General features: G+C 73.2%; 14 protein-coding genes. 10 read left to right on the top strand and 4 right to left on the bottom strand.

Annotation, left to right across the window (positions count from 1 at the left end; all coding sequences use genetic code 11):
* Positions 1–368 precede the first annotated feature (368 nt).
* Positions 369–1,139 carry an aminotransferase class IV gene (locus ACZ7J0_RS06985; protein ID WP_470884740.1) on the bottom strand — a complete coding sequence of 257 codons (771 nt, stop codon included), beginning with the start codon at positions 1,137–1,139 and terminating at the stop codon, positions 369–371.
* A 94-nt stretch (positions 1,140–1,233) separates the two neighbouring features.
* Between ACZ7J0_RS06985 and ACZ7J0_RS06980 the strand changes: the two genes are divergently transcribed.
* The 4 genes from ACZ7J0_RS06980 to ACZ7J0_RS06965 all read left to right on the top strand — a co-directional run bounded on the left by ACZ7J0_RS06980 (position 1,234) and on the right by ACZ7J0_RS06965 (position 4,184).
* Complete coding sequence (locus ACZ7J0_RS06980; protein ID WP_470884738.1) at positions 1,234–1,878, top strand: NADPH-dependent FMN reductase; 645 nt, start codon at positions 1,234–1,236, stop codon at positions 1,876–1,878.
* A gap of 129 nt (positions 1,879–2,007) precedes the next feature.
* On the top strand, positions 2,008–3,258 hold the full coding sequence (locus ACZ7J0_RS06975; RefSeq protein WP_470884737.1) for a DUF418 domain-containing protein: 1,251 nt from the start codon (positions 2,008–2,010) through the stop codon (positions 3,256–3,258).
* Positions 3,259–3,417: 159 nt separating this feature from the next.
* The gene (gene cutA, locus ACZ7J0_RS06970) at positions 3,418–3,741 is read left to right on the top strand and encodes a divalent-cation tolerance protein CutA (RefSeq protein WP_470884735.1); all 324 of its coding nucleotides are present in this window, start codon (positions 3,418–3,420) and stop codon (positions 3,739–3,741) included.
* A complete protein-coding gene (locus ACZ7J0_RS06965) occupies positions 3,738–4,184 on the top strand; it encodes a gamma-glutamylcyclotransferase family protein (RefSeq protein WP_470884733.1) in 447 nt (148 codons plus the stop codon). The genes cutA and ACZ7J0_RS06965 overlap by 4 nt, the downstream gene beginning before the upstream one ends.
* On the opposite strand, the gene ACZ7J0_RS06960 is transcribed toward ACZ7J0_RS06965, so the two are convergent.
* From ACZ7J0_RS06960 to ACZ7J0_RS06950, 3 genes are all read right to left on the bottom strand, one after another.
* Positions 4,144–6,225, bottom strand: a complete 2,082-nt coding sequence (locus ACZ7J0_RS06960) for a molybdopterin oxidoreductase family protein (RefSeq protein ID WP_470885165.1) — start codon at positions 6,223–6,225, stop codon at positions 4,144–4,146. The two genes, ACZ7J0_RS06965 and ACZ7J0_RS06960, sit on opposite strands and share 41 nt — an antisense overlap.
* A gap of 176 nt (positions 6,226–6,401) precedes the next feature.
* The gene (locus tag ACZ7J0_RS06955) at positions 6,402–7,157 is read right to left on the bottom strand and encodes a SanA/YdcF family protein (protein ID WP_470884731.1); all 756 of its coding nucleotides are present in this window, start codon (positions 7,155–7,157) and stop codon (positions 6,402–6,404) included.
* Between the two features lie 62 nt (positions 7,158–7,219).
* A complete protein-coding gene (locus tag ACZ7J0_RS06950; protein WP_470884729.1) occupies positions 7,220–7,960 on the bottom strand; it encodes an aquaporin in 741 nt (246 codons plus the stop codon).
* A 387-nt stretch (positions 7,961–8,347) separates the two neighbouring features.
* On the opposite strand from ACZ7J0_RS06950, the gene ACZ7J0_RS06945 reads away from it, so the two are divergent.
* The 6 genes from ACZ7J0_RS06945 (at position 8,348) to ACZ7J0_RS06920 (ending at position 16,445) form a co-directional block, all read left to right on the top strand.
* Entirely contained in the window at positions 8,348–9,088 is a 741-nt protein-coding gene (locus ACZ7J0_RS06945) for a hypothetical protein (RefSeq protein ID WP_470884727.1), read from the top strand.
* A 186-nt stretch (positions 9,089–9,274) separates the two neighbouring features.
* The gene (locus ACZ7J0_RS06940; protein WP_470884725.1) at positions 9,275–10,216 is read left to right on the top strand and encodes a sirohydrochlorin chelatase; all 942 of its coding nucleotides are present in this window, start codon (positions 9,275–9,277) and stop codon (positions 10,214–10,216) included.
* A 41-nt stretch (positions 10,217–10,257) separates the two neighbouring features.
* Entirely contained in the window at positions 10,258–11,568 is a 1,311-nt protein-coding gene (locus tag ACZ7J0_RS06935; RefSeq protein WP_470884723.1) for a deoxyguanosinetriphosphate triphosphohydrolase, read from the top strand.
* Between the two features lie 298 nt (positions 11,569–11,866).
* On the top strand, positions 11,867–13,126 hold the full coding sequence (locus tag ACZ7J0_RS06930; RefSeq protein WP_470884721.1) for an NAD(P)/FAD-dependent oxidoreductase: 1,260 nt from the start codon (positions 11,867–11,869) through the stop codon (positions 13,124–13,126).
* 81 nt (positions 13,127–13,207) lie between these two features.
* On the top strand, positions 13,208–15,100 hold the full coding sequence (gene dnaG, locus ACZ7J0_RS06925; protein ID WP_470884719.1) for a DNA primase: 1,893 nt from the start codon (positions 13,208–13,210) through the stop codon (positions 15,098–15,100).
* Between the two features lie 109 nt (positions 15,101–15,209).
* Positions 15,210–16,445 (top strand): RNA polymerase sigma factor, encoded by a 1,236-nt coding sequence (locus ACZ7J0_RS06920; RefSeq protein ID WP_470884717.1) that lies wholly within the window; start codon positions 15,210–15,212, stop codon positions 16,443–16,445.
* Positions 16,446–16,507 lie beyond the last annotated feature (62 nt).

Genomic DNA, 16,507 nt, shown 5'->3' with positions numbered 1-16,507 from the left:
GCACGCCTGCTGATGGGGGGTCAGATTCCGCCGACAGAGACGGCGTGTCGGCCTGGACGCACCGCGTTTGCGCAGGTGGGAGCGGGTTATGAAGCGTCAGCTGCTTTCCCGCGCCGAACGGGTGACGGGGCCTTGGCGGCCGGCGAGTCGGGAGGTCCCGCAGCGGCCCAGGGGCGCCCGCCTGCACCCGCGGCTTCGGGCGCCCGCCCTTGCTCACCCGTGCCTTCTGGCACCTGCCCGCGCCGGGCCGTCCGTCGGGTCGCCGGGGCGAGCGGCTCGGGCGCGCGTCCCTCCAGTCGCGGCGGGCTCCCGCGCCGTCAGGGCGGGGACTCGTCCGTGCCCGTCGGCCGACGCGGCCCACCCTCGCCTCAGATCTCGTCCCACTCCACCGACTCGTACGCTTCGTACACCCGCTTCATCAGGTCCTCCTCCACCTCGTACGCCACCCCGTCGATCCTCCGCACCGGTGCGATCCCCCGGGCGTTCGTCACGAAGGCCGCCCGGAGGGACGGGAGGTCCGAGAGGGTCACCCGCGCGTGGGTCGAGGGGAGGAGGGGTTCCACGAGGGCCATCGTGATGCCGCGCAGGCACGGGGCGTCCGGCCAGATCACCGATGTGCCGTCCCAGAAGGCGATGTTGGTGATCGAGCCCTCGGAGATCACGCCGCCGGGGCCGGTCAGCAGCGCCTCGTCGAAGCCGGCGCGCTCCGCCTCGGTGCCGTAGTAGAGCTGGCCGAAGCCGCCCAGATGCTTGATGTGGGGGACGGGCCGCTGGTACGCCACGGACATCAGGCTGCGCGGCTCCTGGCCCGTCGTCACCGGCTCGCGGACCGTCACCACCGGCAGCACCTCCCCGCCCGGCCCCCGGTAGACGTAGACCCGGGTCGCCGCGTCCCGGCGGTCCGCCGCCGTCATGGCCTGCCGCACGAGCGCGCGCACCCGCCCGCCGTCCAGGCCCGTGCCGAAGAGCTCCCTGGTGGCCGCGTCCAGCCGGGCCAGGTGCAGGTCGAGCCCCCGGACCCGCCCGCCCCGCACCTGCATCGCCGTGAAATGCCCGTAGCCGCTCTGCGCGACACCGAAGAGCTCGGCCTCGCCCACGGCCCTGCCGTCGGCCTCGATGTACACGGATGCGGTCGTCATGGACCCCACCGTACGACCGCCGTTCGGCACCCCGAAAGGATCTTTCCAAGATCCGCTTGACCTCAACCAACCTTGAGGAAGGAGTCTTTTCCTCATGACCCCGCAGACCGTGCCGACGCGCACGACGCCCACGCCCATGTCCACCTCGACGTCCGCCACCCCCGCCCCGCCCACCCTCGCCGTCATCGTCGCGAGCGTCCGCGAGGGCCGCTTCGCCCCTGTCATCGCTGACTGGTTCCTCTCCCGGACCGGTGAGCGCACCGACTTCGCCGTCGACCTCATCGACCTCGCCGACATCGACCTGCCCCCGGCGCCCTCCCACAACCCGGGCCCCGCCGTCCGCGCCGAGCTGGAGAGGGTGAGCCCCCGGCTCGCCGCCGCCGACGCCTTCGTCGTCCTCACCCCCGAGTACAACCACTCCTTCCCCGCCTCCCTGAAGAGCCTCATCGACTGGCACTACAGCGAGTGGCAGGCCAAGCCCGTCGGCTTCGTCTCCTACGGCGGGATCTCCGGAGGCCTGCGTGCCGTCGAGCAACTGCGCCAGATCTTCGCCGAGTTGCACGCCGTCACCGTCCGCGACACCGTCTCCTTCCATCACGCCCACTCCCACTTCGGACCGGACGGGCAGCACAAGGACCCCGACGCCGCCAATGCCGCCGCCACCGCCATGCTCAACCAGCTCGGCTGGTGGGCGAAGGCGTTGAGCGAGGCCAAGTCCGCCCGCGCCTACGCCGCGTGAGGGGGATGGGGGCCGGGGGACGCCCCCCTTGAGGAGGAGGCCGCCGGGGCCGCGCTGCATCCTTCGGCGCAGCGCGGTCTCGTCTCCGCTCGGGACGCTCCCCGCGCATGGCGCCGGGACGATGGGTACATGACCGAGATTCTGCGCCCGAAACTGCAAACCCCCCTTCTGGACAAGACAGTTGGGAGACTGCCACTGCTCGACGTACTGCGCGGCGCGGCCATCCTCGGCACCCTGATGACCAACGTCTGGATCTTCACCGCCCCGGGCTCCGAGTGGGGTCTCCTGCAGAACGCGAGCGCGCCGGAGCCCTTTTCGGCCCAGGGGATCTTCCGGCTCGCCGCCGACGGCAAGTTCCTGTCCCTGCTGACCGTCCTCTTCGGCGTCGGCCTCGCCATCCAGTACGACTCCGCCGCCCGCCGCGGACAACCCTGGCCGGGCCGCTACCGGTGGCGGGCGCTCTTCCTCTTCGCCGAGGGCACCGCGCACTTCGTCCTCGTCTTCGCCTGGGACGTCCTGATGGGGTACGCCGTCACCGCCCTCCTCGTCGCCTGGCTGCTGGCCCGAACCGAGCGCGTGAGGCGGGTGGCGATGTGGTGCGCGGGCGGCTTCCATCTCGCGGTGATGGCCCTGCTCACCCTGGCGTTGGCCGGTGAGTCCGACACCGGCCCGGACACGGACGACGAGGGCGCGGTCCAGCTCTACGCCCACGGCGGCTACCTCGACCAGATCGCCTTCCGCCTCGACCACGCCCTCGCCCTGCGCATCGAGCCGGTGTTCTCCTTCGGGCTGCTCGTCTTCCTCTTCCTGCTCGGCGTGCGCCTCCACCGGGCCGGGGCGTTCGGCGCGGACGCCACCGGCCGCCGGATCCGCCTCAGGATGCTCGGCTGGGGCCTCGGCCTGGGCGTGCCGCTGAACGTCGCCGCCGCCGCGGGGGGCTCCGACTTCTTCCTGCTCGGCCGCTATGTCGCCGCCCCGGTCGTGGCTCTCGGCTACATCGGCCTGATCGGCCTGCTCCTCGACCGCGCCCGCGGCACCGGGATCCTCACCAGCGGCCTGACCGCGGTGGGCCGCACCTCCCTCTCCTGCTACGTCGCCCAGAACGTGCTGTCCATGCTCGCCTGCTACGGCATCGGCCTCGGCCTCGCCGCCCGCCTGGGCGAGGACGGCAGCCCGTGGTGGGTGATGGGACTGTGGGCGGCGGTCTGTCTCGTCCTCGTGGCGGGCGCGAGCCTCTGGCTGCGCCGGTTCGACCACGGTCCGCTCGAGGCACTCCAACGGTGGGTGCTGCGGCGCGCCCAGCGGGCGCCCCGGGGCTGCGAGCCGCATAGGGTGTCGGCCGAACGGCGGGAGCGGCGGCACGTCCCGCCCGGCGAGTGAGCTGAAGGAGGCTCGGGTGTCGAAAGGGAGACCGCGCGGAGGCTGCGAGGAACGGGCGGTCGAGCACGACCGACCGTCGGCACGCGCGGAAAGCGCCCCGGAGGCGAACCGAGCCCGGACAAGAGAGAGAACCGGACAAGAGAGAGAAGGAGCGCGCCCGTGACCCTGGCCCTGACCGTCCTCACCACCACCGACAGCGCGGCCAAGGCCGAGGAACTGGCCCGTGGCGCCGTGGAGGCGCGGCTCGCCGCCTGCGCGCAGGTCACCGGACCCGTCACCTCGATCTTCCACTGGCGGAAGGCGATCGAGACCAGCGAGGAGTGGCAGGTGACCCTGAAGACGACGGACGCCTGCTACGACGATCTGGAGGCCCATCTCGTCGCCGCTCACGACTACGAGACCCCGGAGATCATCGCCACGCCGGTGGTCCGCGCGAGCGCCGCCTACCTCGCCTGGCTCCAGGCGGAGACCGTCGCCAGGTGACCGGCCCCGAACTGCCGTTCTTCGTCTACGGAACGCTGCGCCCCGGCGAGCACAACCACGACCGCTTCCTGCGGGGACGTACGGCCGGCGAGGAGCCGGCCACGCTGCCGGGCGCGCTTCTGTACGACGGCCCCGGGTACCCGTACGCGCTCCCGGGCCCCGCCGAACACGGCGCGCGGGTCAGGGGCGAGCTGGTGACCGCCGCGCCCGGCGCGTACGCCTCCCTGCTCTCCGTACTCGACGCCCTGGAGGAGTACTCCGGACCCGGGCATCCGCTCAATCTGTACGAGCGGCACGCGCGGGACGTCGTCCGGGACCGGGACGGCGCGACCGTCCGCGCCTGGGTGTACTTCGCGGCGCCCCGGGCGGTCCTCGGCCCGCCCGTCCCCGGCGGTGACTGGGTCACCCGCGCACGGCCTCCAGGCGCACCGCGCACACCTTGAACTCGGGCATCCGCGAGACCGGGTCGAGCGCCGGGTTGGTCAGGGTGTTGGCGCGGCCCTCGCCCGGCCAGTGGAACGGCATGAAGACCGTGTCGGGCCGGATGTTCGTGGTGATCCTGGCAGGGGCCACGGCCCGGCCGCGCCGTGACACCACGGCGACGGACTCGCCCTCGGCGACCCCGAGGCGTTCGGCGAGCCGGGGGTGGAGCTCCACGAAGGGGCCGGGCGCCGCCGCGTTGAGCTCGTCGACGCGGCGGGTCTGCGCGCCGGACTGGTACTGGGAGACGACCCGGCCGGTCGTCAGCACGACCGGATACTCCGCGTCGGTCTCCTCGGCGGCCGCCCGGTGGACCACGGGAACGAACCGGGCCCGTCCGTCCGCCGTGGCGAACCGGTCCAGGAAGAGCCGGGGCGTCCCCGGGTGCTCCGGCTCCGGGCAGGGCCAGAAGACCCCGTCCTCCTCGGCGATCCGCCGGTAGCTGATGCCGGAGTAGTCGGCGGGGCCGCCGGCGGAGGCGCGTCGCAGCTCCTCGAAGACCTCCTCCGGGTCGGTCGGGAAGCCCTTCTCCCGGCCGAGGAGGGCGGCGAGGCCGTTGAGTACCTCCAGGTCGCTGCGGACTCCCTCGGGCGGGGTGATCGCCCGCTGCCGCAGCAGGACGCGACCCTCCAGGTTCGTGGTCGTACCGGTCTCCTCGGCCCACTGGGTCACCGGCAGGACGACGTCGGCGAGTTCCGCCGTCTCCGAGAGGACCACGTCCGCCACGGCCAGGAAGTCCAGGGAGCGCAGACGTTCCTCGATGTGGGCGGCGCGCGGCGCGGAGACGACCGGGTTGGAGCCCATCAACAGCAGCGCCTTCACGTCACCGCCGAGGGCGTCGAGGAGCTCGTAGGCGCTGCGGCCCGGGCCCGGCAGCGACTCGGGGGACACGCCCCACACCTGGGCGACGTGCTCGCGGGCGGCGGGGTCGTCGAGCTTGCGGTAGCCGGGGAGCTGGTCGGCCTTCTGGCCGTGCTCGCGGCCTCCCTGGCCGTTGCCCTGGCCGGTGAGGCAGCCGTAGCCGGACAGCGGGCGGCCCGCCTTGCCGGTCGCCAGGCAGAGGTTGATCCAGGCGCCGACGGTGTCGGTGCCCTTGGACTGCTGCTCGGGGCCGCGCGCGGTGAGGACCATGCCCGTCGGCGCGTCGCAGAACATCCGGACGGCGTCACGCAGCCGGGGGACCGCGATCCCGGTGATGCGTTCGACCAGCTCGGGCCAGTGGGCCATCGCGCCGGACCGGGCGGCCTCCCAGCCGTCCGTTCGGGTGGCGATGAACTCCTCGTCCGTACGCCCCTCGGCGACCACGAGGTGCAGCATCCCCAGCGCGAGCGCCAGATCGGTGCCGGGGCGGGGCGCGAGGTGGAGATCGGCCTGCTCGGCGGTGCGGGTGCGGCGGGGGTCGATGACGATCAGCTTGCCGCCGTTGGCCTTCAGCTCGGTGAGGTAGCGCAGGGCGGGGGGCATCGTCTCGGCCAGGTTGGAGCCGACGAGGATCACGCAGCCGGTGCGGGGGATGTCCTCCAGCGGGAAGGGGAGCCCGCGGTCGAGGCCGAAGGCGCGCTGGTGAGCGGCGGCGGCGGAGGACATGCAGAAGCGGCCGTTGTAGTCGATCTGGGAGGTCCCGAGGACGATCCGGGCGAACTTCCCGAGGGCGTACGCCTTCTCGTTCGTGAGCCCGCCGCCCCCGAAGACGCCCACGGCGTCGGCCCCGTGCCCGTCCCGGGTCCGTCGCAGTCCCTCGGCGACCGCGCCGAGGGCCTCCTCCCAGGTGGCCGGTTCGAGCCTGCCTGTGTCAGGGCATCGGACCAGGGGCCCGGTCAGCCGGACCTGGGAGGAGAGCACAGCGGGCGCCGTCCGCCCCTTGCCGCACAGCGCGCCCCGGTTGACGGGGAAGTCGGTGCGCTCGACCACCTCGACGGGCAGCCCCCCTTCGGCGGGGCGCAGCGACATGCCGCACTGAAGGGCGCAGTAGGGACAGTGCGTGGGGGTGGTGACCTGGGGCATGACGGGCATACCAGCGAGCGTGCGACGCGTGTGTTACGCCCGTGGTAGCGCCTGATTACGACCCCGGTACGTCGGACTCCACGGAGGGAGGGGAGGGGGGTGAGGATTCCCCCAGCCGGGGCGCCGGGAGGGGCGGCGGTCAGGGCCCGACCGGCGGACGCCGGGCACGACAGTGGTCAGCGCGTGTCCGACGCCAGCGCCTCCGCCACGCCCGCCTCCTCGCGGCCCAGGAAGTGCGGTTCCGGCCGGAGGGCCGCGTCCACGGCCGCCTTGCCCGCCGCCGCGAGCTCCCGGACGCCGCCGTAGTACCAGACCGAGTCGTGCGGCTCGGTGACGCCGACGCCGTACGCGTCCACCCCCGCCGCCGTGCAGAGCGCCACCGCCCGGCGGATGTGGAAGCCCTGGGTCACCAGGACCGCCCGCTCCACCCCGAAGATCTTCTTCGCGCGGACGCAGGAGTCCCAGGTGTCGAAGCCCGCGTAGTCGCTGACGATCCGCCCGTCCGGCACCCCACGCGCGGTGAGGTACGCGCGCATCGCGTCCGGCTCGTCGTATTCGACCCGGCTGTTGTCACCCGTGACGAGTACGACCCGTACCTTCCCCGTCCGGTACAGCTCGGCCGCCGCGTCGAGCCGGTGTGCGAGGTACGGGGTGGGGCGCCCCTTCCACAGGCCGGCACCGAAGACCACGGCGACGTCCCGCGCGGGAACGTCCGCGGTGGTGCGCAGGCGGCTGTCGGCGACGGCGTGCATCCAGGTCGCCGGCGCGAGCGCGAGCACACATCCGGCCATGACGGCCTGGAGGGCCCGCCGTTGCGCGCGACGGGTCCGGGGCGGCCGGAGCCGCGGCAGTCGAAGCCGTGGCAGCCGGAGCCGGGGCAGAATCGGCCTCGGCAGTCCGGGCCCCGGCCTCATCCGTGCCCTGCGTCGCATGTACGAACCTCCTGGTGGTGTCACCCGTCGCCTGCTCCGACGCACCACACACGCGTACGGTTTCAGCCCGCCCCAAGATCGCCGGGCTCGGCCCCGGCCGGCTCTCGGCGTGCGACACGCACGGGACCGTACAGCACCGCCGCGAGCCCCGCCCCCAGCGCTCCGCCGACCAACTGCGCGGCGATGAACCCCGGCAGTGAGGCCGGGGCGATCCCGGTGAACGAATCGGTGAACGCCCGGCCCACCGTCGCCGCCGGATTGGCGAAGGAGCCGGAGGAGGTGAACCAGATCGCCGCCGCGATGTACGCACCCACCGCGACCGGGGCGAGCTGCGCCCGCCCGATCCGCTGGAGTCCCACGATGAGCAGCACCAGACCGGCGGTGGCCACGACCTCACCGAGCCACAGATGACCGGCCGACCGCACCTGGGTGGACCAGACCCCGGGCGTGCGCCCGAACATCGCCTCCGCGAGCAGCGCGCCGCCGACCGCCCCGGCGAGCTGCGCGGCGATGTAGAGGGCGGCGGCGCGCCCGTCGGGGCCGTCCTCGTCACCACCGCGACGCGCCCACCACGCGGAGAGGGTGACGACGGGGTTGAGGTGTCCGCCGGAGACCGGGCCGAAGAGGGCGATGAGCAGCCCGAGCCCGATCGCGGACGCCAGGGAGTTGGCCAGCAGCCGGACGCCGACGTCCTGGCTGAGCGCGCTGGCCTGGATTCCCGATCCGATGACCACGGCGACCAGCGACGCGGTGCCGACCAGTTCGGCGACGACTCGGCGCCGAAGGGCGCGCTGTGTGCTCATGATGGTGTGTCCCCCTCACTCTTGTTCGTGTGGCGGAAAATATATTCCGTTCTCCGGAAGATGTGGAGGGCGCATGGGGGCGTGACGGGGGAGCGGGGGAGACGTCGGTCGAGCCGGCCCACCCAGCGCAGGCGCGGCTCCTCGCACCTATCGGAGGCGATGGCGTCCCGGTAGGCACGCTCGGCCTGCTCCTCCTGGTCCTCCGGACCGCCGGACGAGAAGTACCCGACGAGGCAATCGGGGGGCTCTACGCCGGTCGCCTACCAGCCGAAGACGGCCGTCGCGATGACGGCGGCGCAGGAGGCGCCGGCGATGAGGGGGCGGATCATCGGCGCATCGTACTGACGTCCGGCCGCCGCGCCCCGAGCCACCTGCCATGATCTCTGCATGATCACGGGGACCGGCAGCGACAGGGACCGCGGGGCCGCCGCCCGCAACAACGCCGAGTGGTGCGACGCCATGTGCCGCGCCCACGGCCTGCGCGGCAGCTGGGGCGAGCGCGCCTGGACCACCGCCCGCCGCGCCCCGACGTACTACCCCGACGCCGTGACGCTCACCGCCGACGCCTCCGTACGGGACGTGCTCGGCGCCGTCGACCGGTCGGCGCCCGGCTGCTCCGTCAAGGACAGCTACGCCACGCTCGACCTGCAGACGGAGGGCTTCACGCTGCTCTTCGAGGCCGAGTGGATCCACCGCCCGGCCGGCCACGCGCTCCCCGCTCCCTCCGCCGCACAGTGGGGCCCCGTCCGTACGCCCGGTGAACTCACCGCCTGGGAAAGGGCCTGGAGCGGCGACGACCCCCACCTGGCCGGCCTCTTCCGGGCCGAGCTGCTCACCGACCCGTCGACGACCGTCCTCGCCGGCCGGGCCGACGGCCGGATCGTCGCCGGTGCGGTGCTCAGCGCCCGCGCGGGCTCCCCGGTCGTCGGTGTCTCCAACCTCTTCGCGGCCGACGACACGAGCGCGGCCGCCGACGACGCCTGGGCGGGCTGTCTCGCCGCGGCCGCGTCGCTGTACCCCGAGACCCCCGTGGCCGGCTACGAACACGGCGACGACCTCACCGCCGCCCTCCGCCAGGGCTTCACGCCGACGGGCTCCCTGCGGGTCTGGCTCGACACGTCCGCCTGACGGGCCGGCCGACAGGTCCGACACGCCGACGGCACCCGCATCCCCACCCGCATCCCCACCCGCATCCCCACCCGCACCCCCGCCCACCCCCTGCGCCCGCTCCCGCGCCCCCTTCTGTGAGCTCCCGGAAAACACCCGTCACTCCCGCGCAACCGCCACGCAATGTGTGGACGTCAGGATCGGTTCATGACGGAGCCGGTACACCTTCGTGAGTCCCCGTTCCCTCCCGCCGACGACACGTTCGACAGCACCGCCGCGCTGCTCACACGTATCACCGCGCAGCTCGGCAGCCAGCTGAGCAACGTCCACCTGAACGGAACGCGCAGACCCATGAGCACTTCCCGGCCCGGGTCCGACCGGCCCACCCTCATAGCCGTCGCGCACGGCAGCCGCGACCCCCGTGCCGTCGCCGTGGTGCGCGATCTCCTCGAGCGGGTGCGGGAGCTGCGGCCCGGTCTGGATGTCCGGCTCGGGCACGTCGAACTGAACGAGCCGCTGCTGCCGGACACCCTCGAAGGCCTCGCCGGGGGCGTCGGCGGCGGCCCGGCCGAGGCCGTTCTCGTACCGCTGCTGCTCAGCCGCGGCTACCACGTCAAGCACGACCTGCCCGCCGCGGCCGCCGCCGCCCGCCACGCGCGCGTCCGGATCGCCGCCCCGCTCGGCCCGCACCCGCTGCTCGTCGAGGTGCTCCGCGACCGGCTCGCGGAAGCCGGATGGCGCCCCGAGGACAGCGCGAGCCGCTCCACCGGCGTCGTCCTGGCCGCGGCCGGCTCGCGGGACCCGGAATCGGCCGCCGACACGCGCCGTACGGCAGCGCTCCTGAGCGAACGGCTCGGCGGAGTCCCCGTCGTCGCCGCCTACGCCTCCGCCGCCGCCCCCACCGTCCAGGAGGCCATCCGCGCCCTCGCCGCCCGCGGACGCCACCGGATCGCCGTCGCCTCCTACTTCACCGCCCCCGGACTCTTCGCCACCCGCAGCGCCGCGGCCGCCCCCTGGATCGCCGCCGCCCCCCTCGGCGCCCACCCGGCCCTCGCCCGGCTCGTCCTCCAGCGCTACGAACAGGCCCTCACCGCCCGCCCCGTCGCCGCCCCCAGGGAACTCGCCCCTCTGGAACTCGCCACGGCCTAAGTCGGGGGAACACACCCACCGGCTCCGGATACCGTCGGTGCATGGACGGCATGGAAGGCACCACCGAGCACACCACACCCCCCGAGTACGACGAGGCCGCGACCGAGCGCTGGGCCCCCGAGCCCGACAAACGCCCCGGCCGCACCGCCTTCCAGCGCGACCGCGCGCGCGTGCTGCACTCCGCCGCGCTGCGCAGGCTCGCCGGCAAGACTCAGGTCGTGACACCCGGCTCCCGGGGCCACGCCTGGGACGCCAGCCCGCGCACCCGGCTCACCCACTCCCTGGAGTGCGCCCAGGTCGGGCGCGAGCTGGGGGCCGCCCTCGGGTGCGACCCCGACCTCGTCGAAGCCGCCTGCCTCTCGCACGACATGGGCCACCCGCCGTTCGGGCACAACGGCGAACAGGCGCTCAACGACGTCGCCAAGGACTGTGGCGGCTTCGAGGGCAACGCCCAGTCACTGAGGCTGCTCACCCGCATCGAGCCCAAACGGTTCGTCGCCGACCCCGCCACCGGTGAACTCGTCAGCGTCGGCCTCAACCTCACCCGCGCCGCGCTCGACGCCGCCACCAAGTACCCCTGGCCGCGCGGCGGCCACCCCGACGACCCCGACTCGTCCAAGTTCGGTGTGTACGAGGACGACCTGCCGGTCTTCGACTGGGTGCGCCAGGGCGCCCCCACGTACCGCAAGTGCTTCGAGGCCCAGGTCATGGACTGGTCCGACGACGTCGCCTACTCGGTGCACGACGTCGAGGACGGTCTGCACGCCGGCCACATCGACCCGAACCTGCTCTACGCCGAGCCCGAGCGCGCCGACATCTTCGCCGTGGCCATCGGCCGGTACGTCCCCGACGACACCGACCCGCAGGAGCTCGCCGAGGCCCTCGACCGTCTCCTCGGGCAGCAGTGGTGGCCCCATGGCTACGACGGTTCCGCCGTCGCCCAGGCCCGTCTCAAGGACGCCACCAGCCAACTCATCGGGCGTTTCTGTCTGGCGGCCGAGGGCGCGACCCGGCAGGCCCACGGCTCCGGCCGCCTCACCCGCTACTCCGCCGAGCTGGTCGTCCCGCGTGAGACGCGCAACGAGTGCGCCGTGCTCAAGGCCGTCGCCGACCGGTATGTCATGCAGCGCGCCGAGCAGGAGGCGCTCCGCGCCGACCAGCGCATCGTCCTCGCCGAACTCGCCGAAGTGCTCACCGCCCGCGCCCCGGAAGGCCTGGACCCCCAGTTCCGTGCCCTGTTCGACGCCGCGGGGGACGACCGCGCCCGCAAACGGGTGATCATCGACCACATCGCCTCGCTGACCGACGCCTCCGCCCGTACGCTGCACGCCCGGCTCACGAGCCGACGCTGATGACCGGCCGGGGTCGGGAACCGGCCATCGGCGCGCCGCCGTGACACGCCCGGAGAGCGGCCCCTCTTCCGCCATCACGCTCCGTGCGGGACGCTCGCCGGTAGCGGCATGCCGGCGAGCGCGCCGAAGGGACGCGCCGCTGTCGAGAGGGAGACCGCGCGGAGGCCGTGAGGAACGAGCGGTCGAGCACGGTGGACCCTCGACAGCGGCTCCAGCGTCCCGGAAGCGAGCCGAGCCCGGAAGGGAAGGGCTACGGCGGCGGCGTAGCGTAGAAGCGGGCGCAACGAGGAGGCATCAAGTGGTCGACGCAGATCAGACCTTCGTCATCGTCGGCGGGGGACTGGCCGGGGCCAAGGCGGCGGAGACGCTCCGCGCCGAGGGGTTCAAGGGCCGGGTGATCCTCATCGGTGACGAACGCGACCACCCGTACGAACGGCCGCCCCTGTCCAAGGGGTACCTCTCCGGCAAGGAGGAACGCGACAGCGTCTTCGTCCACGAGCCGGCCTGGTACGCCAGGGCCGAGGTCGAACTGCACCTCGGCCAGCCCGTGACCGCCATCGACCGGGAAGCGCGGACCGTGCGCCTCGGCGACGGCACCACGATCCGCTACGACAAGCTGCTGCTCGCCACCGGCGCGGAGCCGCGCCGCCTGGACATCCCCGGCACCGGCCTCGCGGGCGTCCACCATCTGCGCCGCCTCGCCCACGCCGACCGGCTGCGCCGCGTGCTGGCCGCGCTCGGCCGCGACAACGGCCATCTGGTCATCGCGGGCGCCGGCTGGATCGGCCTGGAGGTCGCGGCCGCCGCCCGCGGCTACGGCGCCGAGGTCACCGTCGTCGAACCGGCGCCCACCCCCCTCCACCACGTCATCGGCCCCGAGCTCGGCCAGCTCTTCGCCGACATCCACGCCGCCCACGGCGTCCGCTTCCACTTCGGCGCCAAGCTCACCGAGATCACCGGACAGGACGGCATGGTCCTCGCCGTCCGCACCGACGACGGCGAGGAGCACCCGGCCCACGAGGTGCTCGCCGCGATCGGCGCCGCCCCCCGCACCGCCCTGGCCGAGACCGCCGGCCTGGCGCTCGTCGACCGGTCCCACGGCGGCGGCGTCGCCGTCGACGCGAGCCTGCGCACGTCCGACCCCGACATCTACGCCGCCGGGGACGTGGCCGCCGCCCAGCACCCGCTGCTGAACCTCCGCCTCCGTGTCGAGCACTGGGCCAACGCCCTCAACGGCGGCCCGGCCGCGGCGAGGGCGATGCTCGGCCGGCAGGTCTCCTACGACCGTGTCCCGTACTTCTTCTCGGACCAGTACGACCTCGGTCTCGAGTACTCGGGATGGGCGCCGCCCGGCTCGTACGACCAGGTGCTGCTCCGCGGCGACGTGGGAAAGCGCGAGTTCATCGCCTTCTGGCTGAAGGACCGCCGGGTGCTGGCGGGGATGAACGTGAATGTGTGGGACGTCACAGATCACATCCAGCAACTCATCCGCTCCGGCGCCCCCGTGGACCCCGACGCCCTCGCGGACCCGGCGGTGCCTCTGGACAGCCTGGCCTGAGGGACCGCCCTCCCGGGGTGCACGGGGGTCCGGGCCCCGAGAGGGTCCGGGCGCCGCACCTCGGGACCGTAGACTCGTGGCGTGGCAGGCAGGATCAACGATGACGACGTGAAGGCGGTACGGGACGCGGTCCCGATCGACGCCGTCGTGTCCGAGTACCTCCAGCTGCGCAACGCCGGCGGCGGCAACCTCAAGGGCCTGTGCCCCTTCCACGACGAGAAGTCCCCCTCCTTCCAGGTCAGCCCGAGCAAGGGCCTGTTCCACTGCTTCGGCTGCCAGGAGGGCGGCGACACCATCGCCTTCGTGATGAAGATCGACCACCTCTCCTTCTCGGAGACGGTCGAGCGTCTCGCCGCCAAGGCGGGCATCACCCTGCGTTACGAAGAGGGCGGGTACAACCCCGGCCACCAGCGCGGCGAGCGCATCCGGCTCGTCGAGGCGCACAAGGCCGCCGCCGACTTCTACGTCGCCCAACTCGACAGCGCCGAGGCGGAGATCGGCCGGAAGTTCCTCGCCGCCCGGGGCTTCGACCAGGCCGCCGCGGCCCACTTCGGCGTCGGCTACAGCCCGGCCGGCTGGGACCACCTCACCCGCTTCCTGCGCGGCAAGGGGTTCAGCGACAAGGAGCTGACCCTCTCCGGGCTCTCCCAGGACGGCCGCCGCGGCCCCATCGACCGCTTCCGCGGCCGGCTGATGTGGCCGATCCGCGACGTCGGTGGCGAGGTCGTCGGCTTCGGCGCGCGCAAGCTCCGCGACGACGACAACGGCCCGAAGTACCTGAACACACCCGAGACGCCGATCTACAAGAAGTCCCAGGTGCTGTACGGCATCGACCTGGCCAAGAAGGACATCGCCAAGGTCAGCCGCGCCGTGGTCGTCGAGGGCTACACCGATGTCATGGCCTGCCACCTCGCCGGGGTCACCACCGCCATCGCCACCTGCGGCACCTCCTTCGGCGGCGACCACATCAAGATCCTCCGTCGTCTGCTGATGGACAACGGCTCGGCCCGCGTGATCTTCACCTTCGACGGCGACGCCGCCGGCCAGAAGGCCGCGCTGCGCGCCTTCGAGGACGACCAGAAGTTCGCCGCCGAGACCTATATCGCCATCGCCCCGGACGGCATGGACCCGTGCGACCTGCGGCTCGCCAAGGGCGACGAGGCCGTGCGGGAGCTGGCCGAGCCGCGCACCCCGCTCTTCGAGTTCGCGCTCCGCCAGATCGTCGGCCGCTACGACCTGGAGACACCGGCGGGACGCGGCGCCGCGCTCGACGAGGCGGCGCCCGTCGTCGCCCGGATCAAGAACATCTCCTCGCAGCACGAGGTCGCCGTGCAGCTCGCCGGGATGCTCGGCATCCTCGACACCCAGTTCGTCGTCAAGCGGGTCGCCCAGATCGCCCGCTGGGCCCGCGACCGGGGCGGACGCGGACCGGCCTCGCCCGAGCGAACCTACGAGAGACAGCCCGTGGCGGCGCCGCGGACCGCCACCGGCGGACCCGCGCTCAACCTCCGCAGCCCCGCCCACCGCACCGAACGCGAGCTGCTGAAGCTCGCCCTTCAGTACCCGGCGCTGGTCTCACCCGCCTTCGACGCGTACGGCATCGACGAGTTCACCGCCCCTCCGTACGCCGCCGTCCGACAGTGCATCCAGGACGCGGGCGGCGCCACCGACGCGCCCTCGGACTATCTGGCGGCGGTCCGCGAGTCCGCTCCCAACGACACGGTCCGCGCGCTCGTCACCGAGCTGGCGGTCGAGGCCATCCACGCCCGGGTCGTCGACGAGGCCTACGCGGGGGAGCAGCTCGTCTGGGTGCGCAGACGCGCCGTGGACCGGCGCCTCCAGGAGATCCAGGGCACGCTGGCCCGGCTCGGACAGAACGGCGACCCGGCCCAACTGGCTTCAGTACAGAACGAGTTGTGGGTCCTCCAGCAGTACGGCCAGTCCCTGCGGGACCGGGGCGCCGACGCGCTCTGACGCCCCCTGCGGCCTCCGGCAGGCGGTAACCGCTCGGTGACGCCCCGGATTCAAAAAGTCACCGCACGCCCCTCGTGGCGGTGATGTGTCGTACCCCACACTGGGTCCGGTGCCTGAGTCCTCGGATCGCGCCCCCGCGGTTCCGCTCATCGTGTACGGGACGGAAACCGGCGGCCCGGCCGCCCCCGTCCCGCTGCCGCACGCCCCCGACCCGGCAGCGATCACCCTGGAGGTCGCCCCCGTGCAGACCCGGACCCTGACAGAAGCAGAGGCCGTGGCGGGGGTCCCCGTGCAGGCCCTCGCCGCACACCATCCGGAGGCGGTGCCGGACCCCGTCCCCGACCCCGTACCGGACCTCGGGCCGGAGGCCGTCGCGGACGTGCCCGACCTCCCCGAGCCGCCCGAGCCGCGCGCCGTGCGACCCGACACGAGCGGGCCGACCTCCGACCTGTTCCGCCAGTACCTGCGCGAGATCGGCCGCATACCGCTGCTCACCGCGGCCGAGGAAGTCGAGCTGGCCCGTCGGGTGGAAGCCGGCCTGTTCGCCGAGGAGCGGCTCGCCCGCACCCCCGACCCCGACTCGCAACTCGCCGTCGACCTGGACCGGTTGGTCGTCATGGGCCGGATGGCCAAGCGCCGGCTCATCGAGGCGAACCTCCGGCTCGTGGTCTCCGTGGCCAAGCGCTACATCGGCCGGGGCCTGACCATGCTCGACCTCGTCCAGGAGGGGAACCTGGGCCTGATCAGAGCCGTCGAGAAGTTCGACTACGCGCGCGGCTACAAGTTCTCGACGTACGCGACCTGGTGGATCCGGCAGGCGATGTCCCGCGCCCTCGCCGACCAGGCCCGCACCATCCGGGTCCCGGTCCATGTCGTCGAACTCATCAACCGGGTCATCCGCGTCCAGCGCCGGATGCTCCAGGAACGCGGCTACGAACCGACCCCCGAAGAGGTCGCCGCCCACCTCGACCTGACCCCGGAGCGCGTCAGCGAGGTCCTGCGCCTGGCCCAGGAACCCGTCTCGCTGCACGCCCCCGTCGGTGAGGAGGACGACGTCGCCCTCGGCGATCTCATCGAGGACGGCGACGCCGCGTCCCCGGTCGAATCGGCGGCCTTCCTGCTGCTGCGCGAGCACCTGGACGCGGTGCTCTCCACGCTCGGTGAACGCGAACGCAAGGTCGTCCAGCTGCGCTACGGCCTCGCCGACGGCCGCCCCCGCACACTGGAGGAGATCGGCCGGATCTTCGGCGTGACCCGGGAACGCATCCGCCAGATCGAGTCCAAGACGCTGAACAAACTGCGTGACCACGCCTTCGCGGACCAGCTGAGGGGCTATCTCGACTGACGGCCCGCCCCTACGGCGAGGGGCGGGCCGCCTGCCGGCGCCCCGCCCCCGTGTCCTGGCCC

The sequence above is a fragment of the Streptomyces sp. NPDC038280 genome (assembly GCF_055600045.1).
The sequence above is the reverse complement of the archived record's forward strand: the minus strand, read 5'-3'. Positions and strand labels throughout refer to the sequence as shown.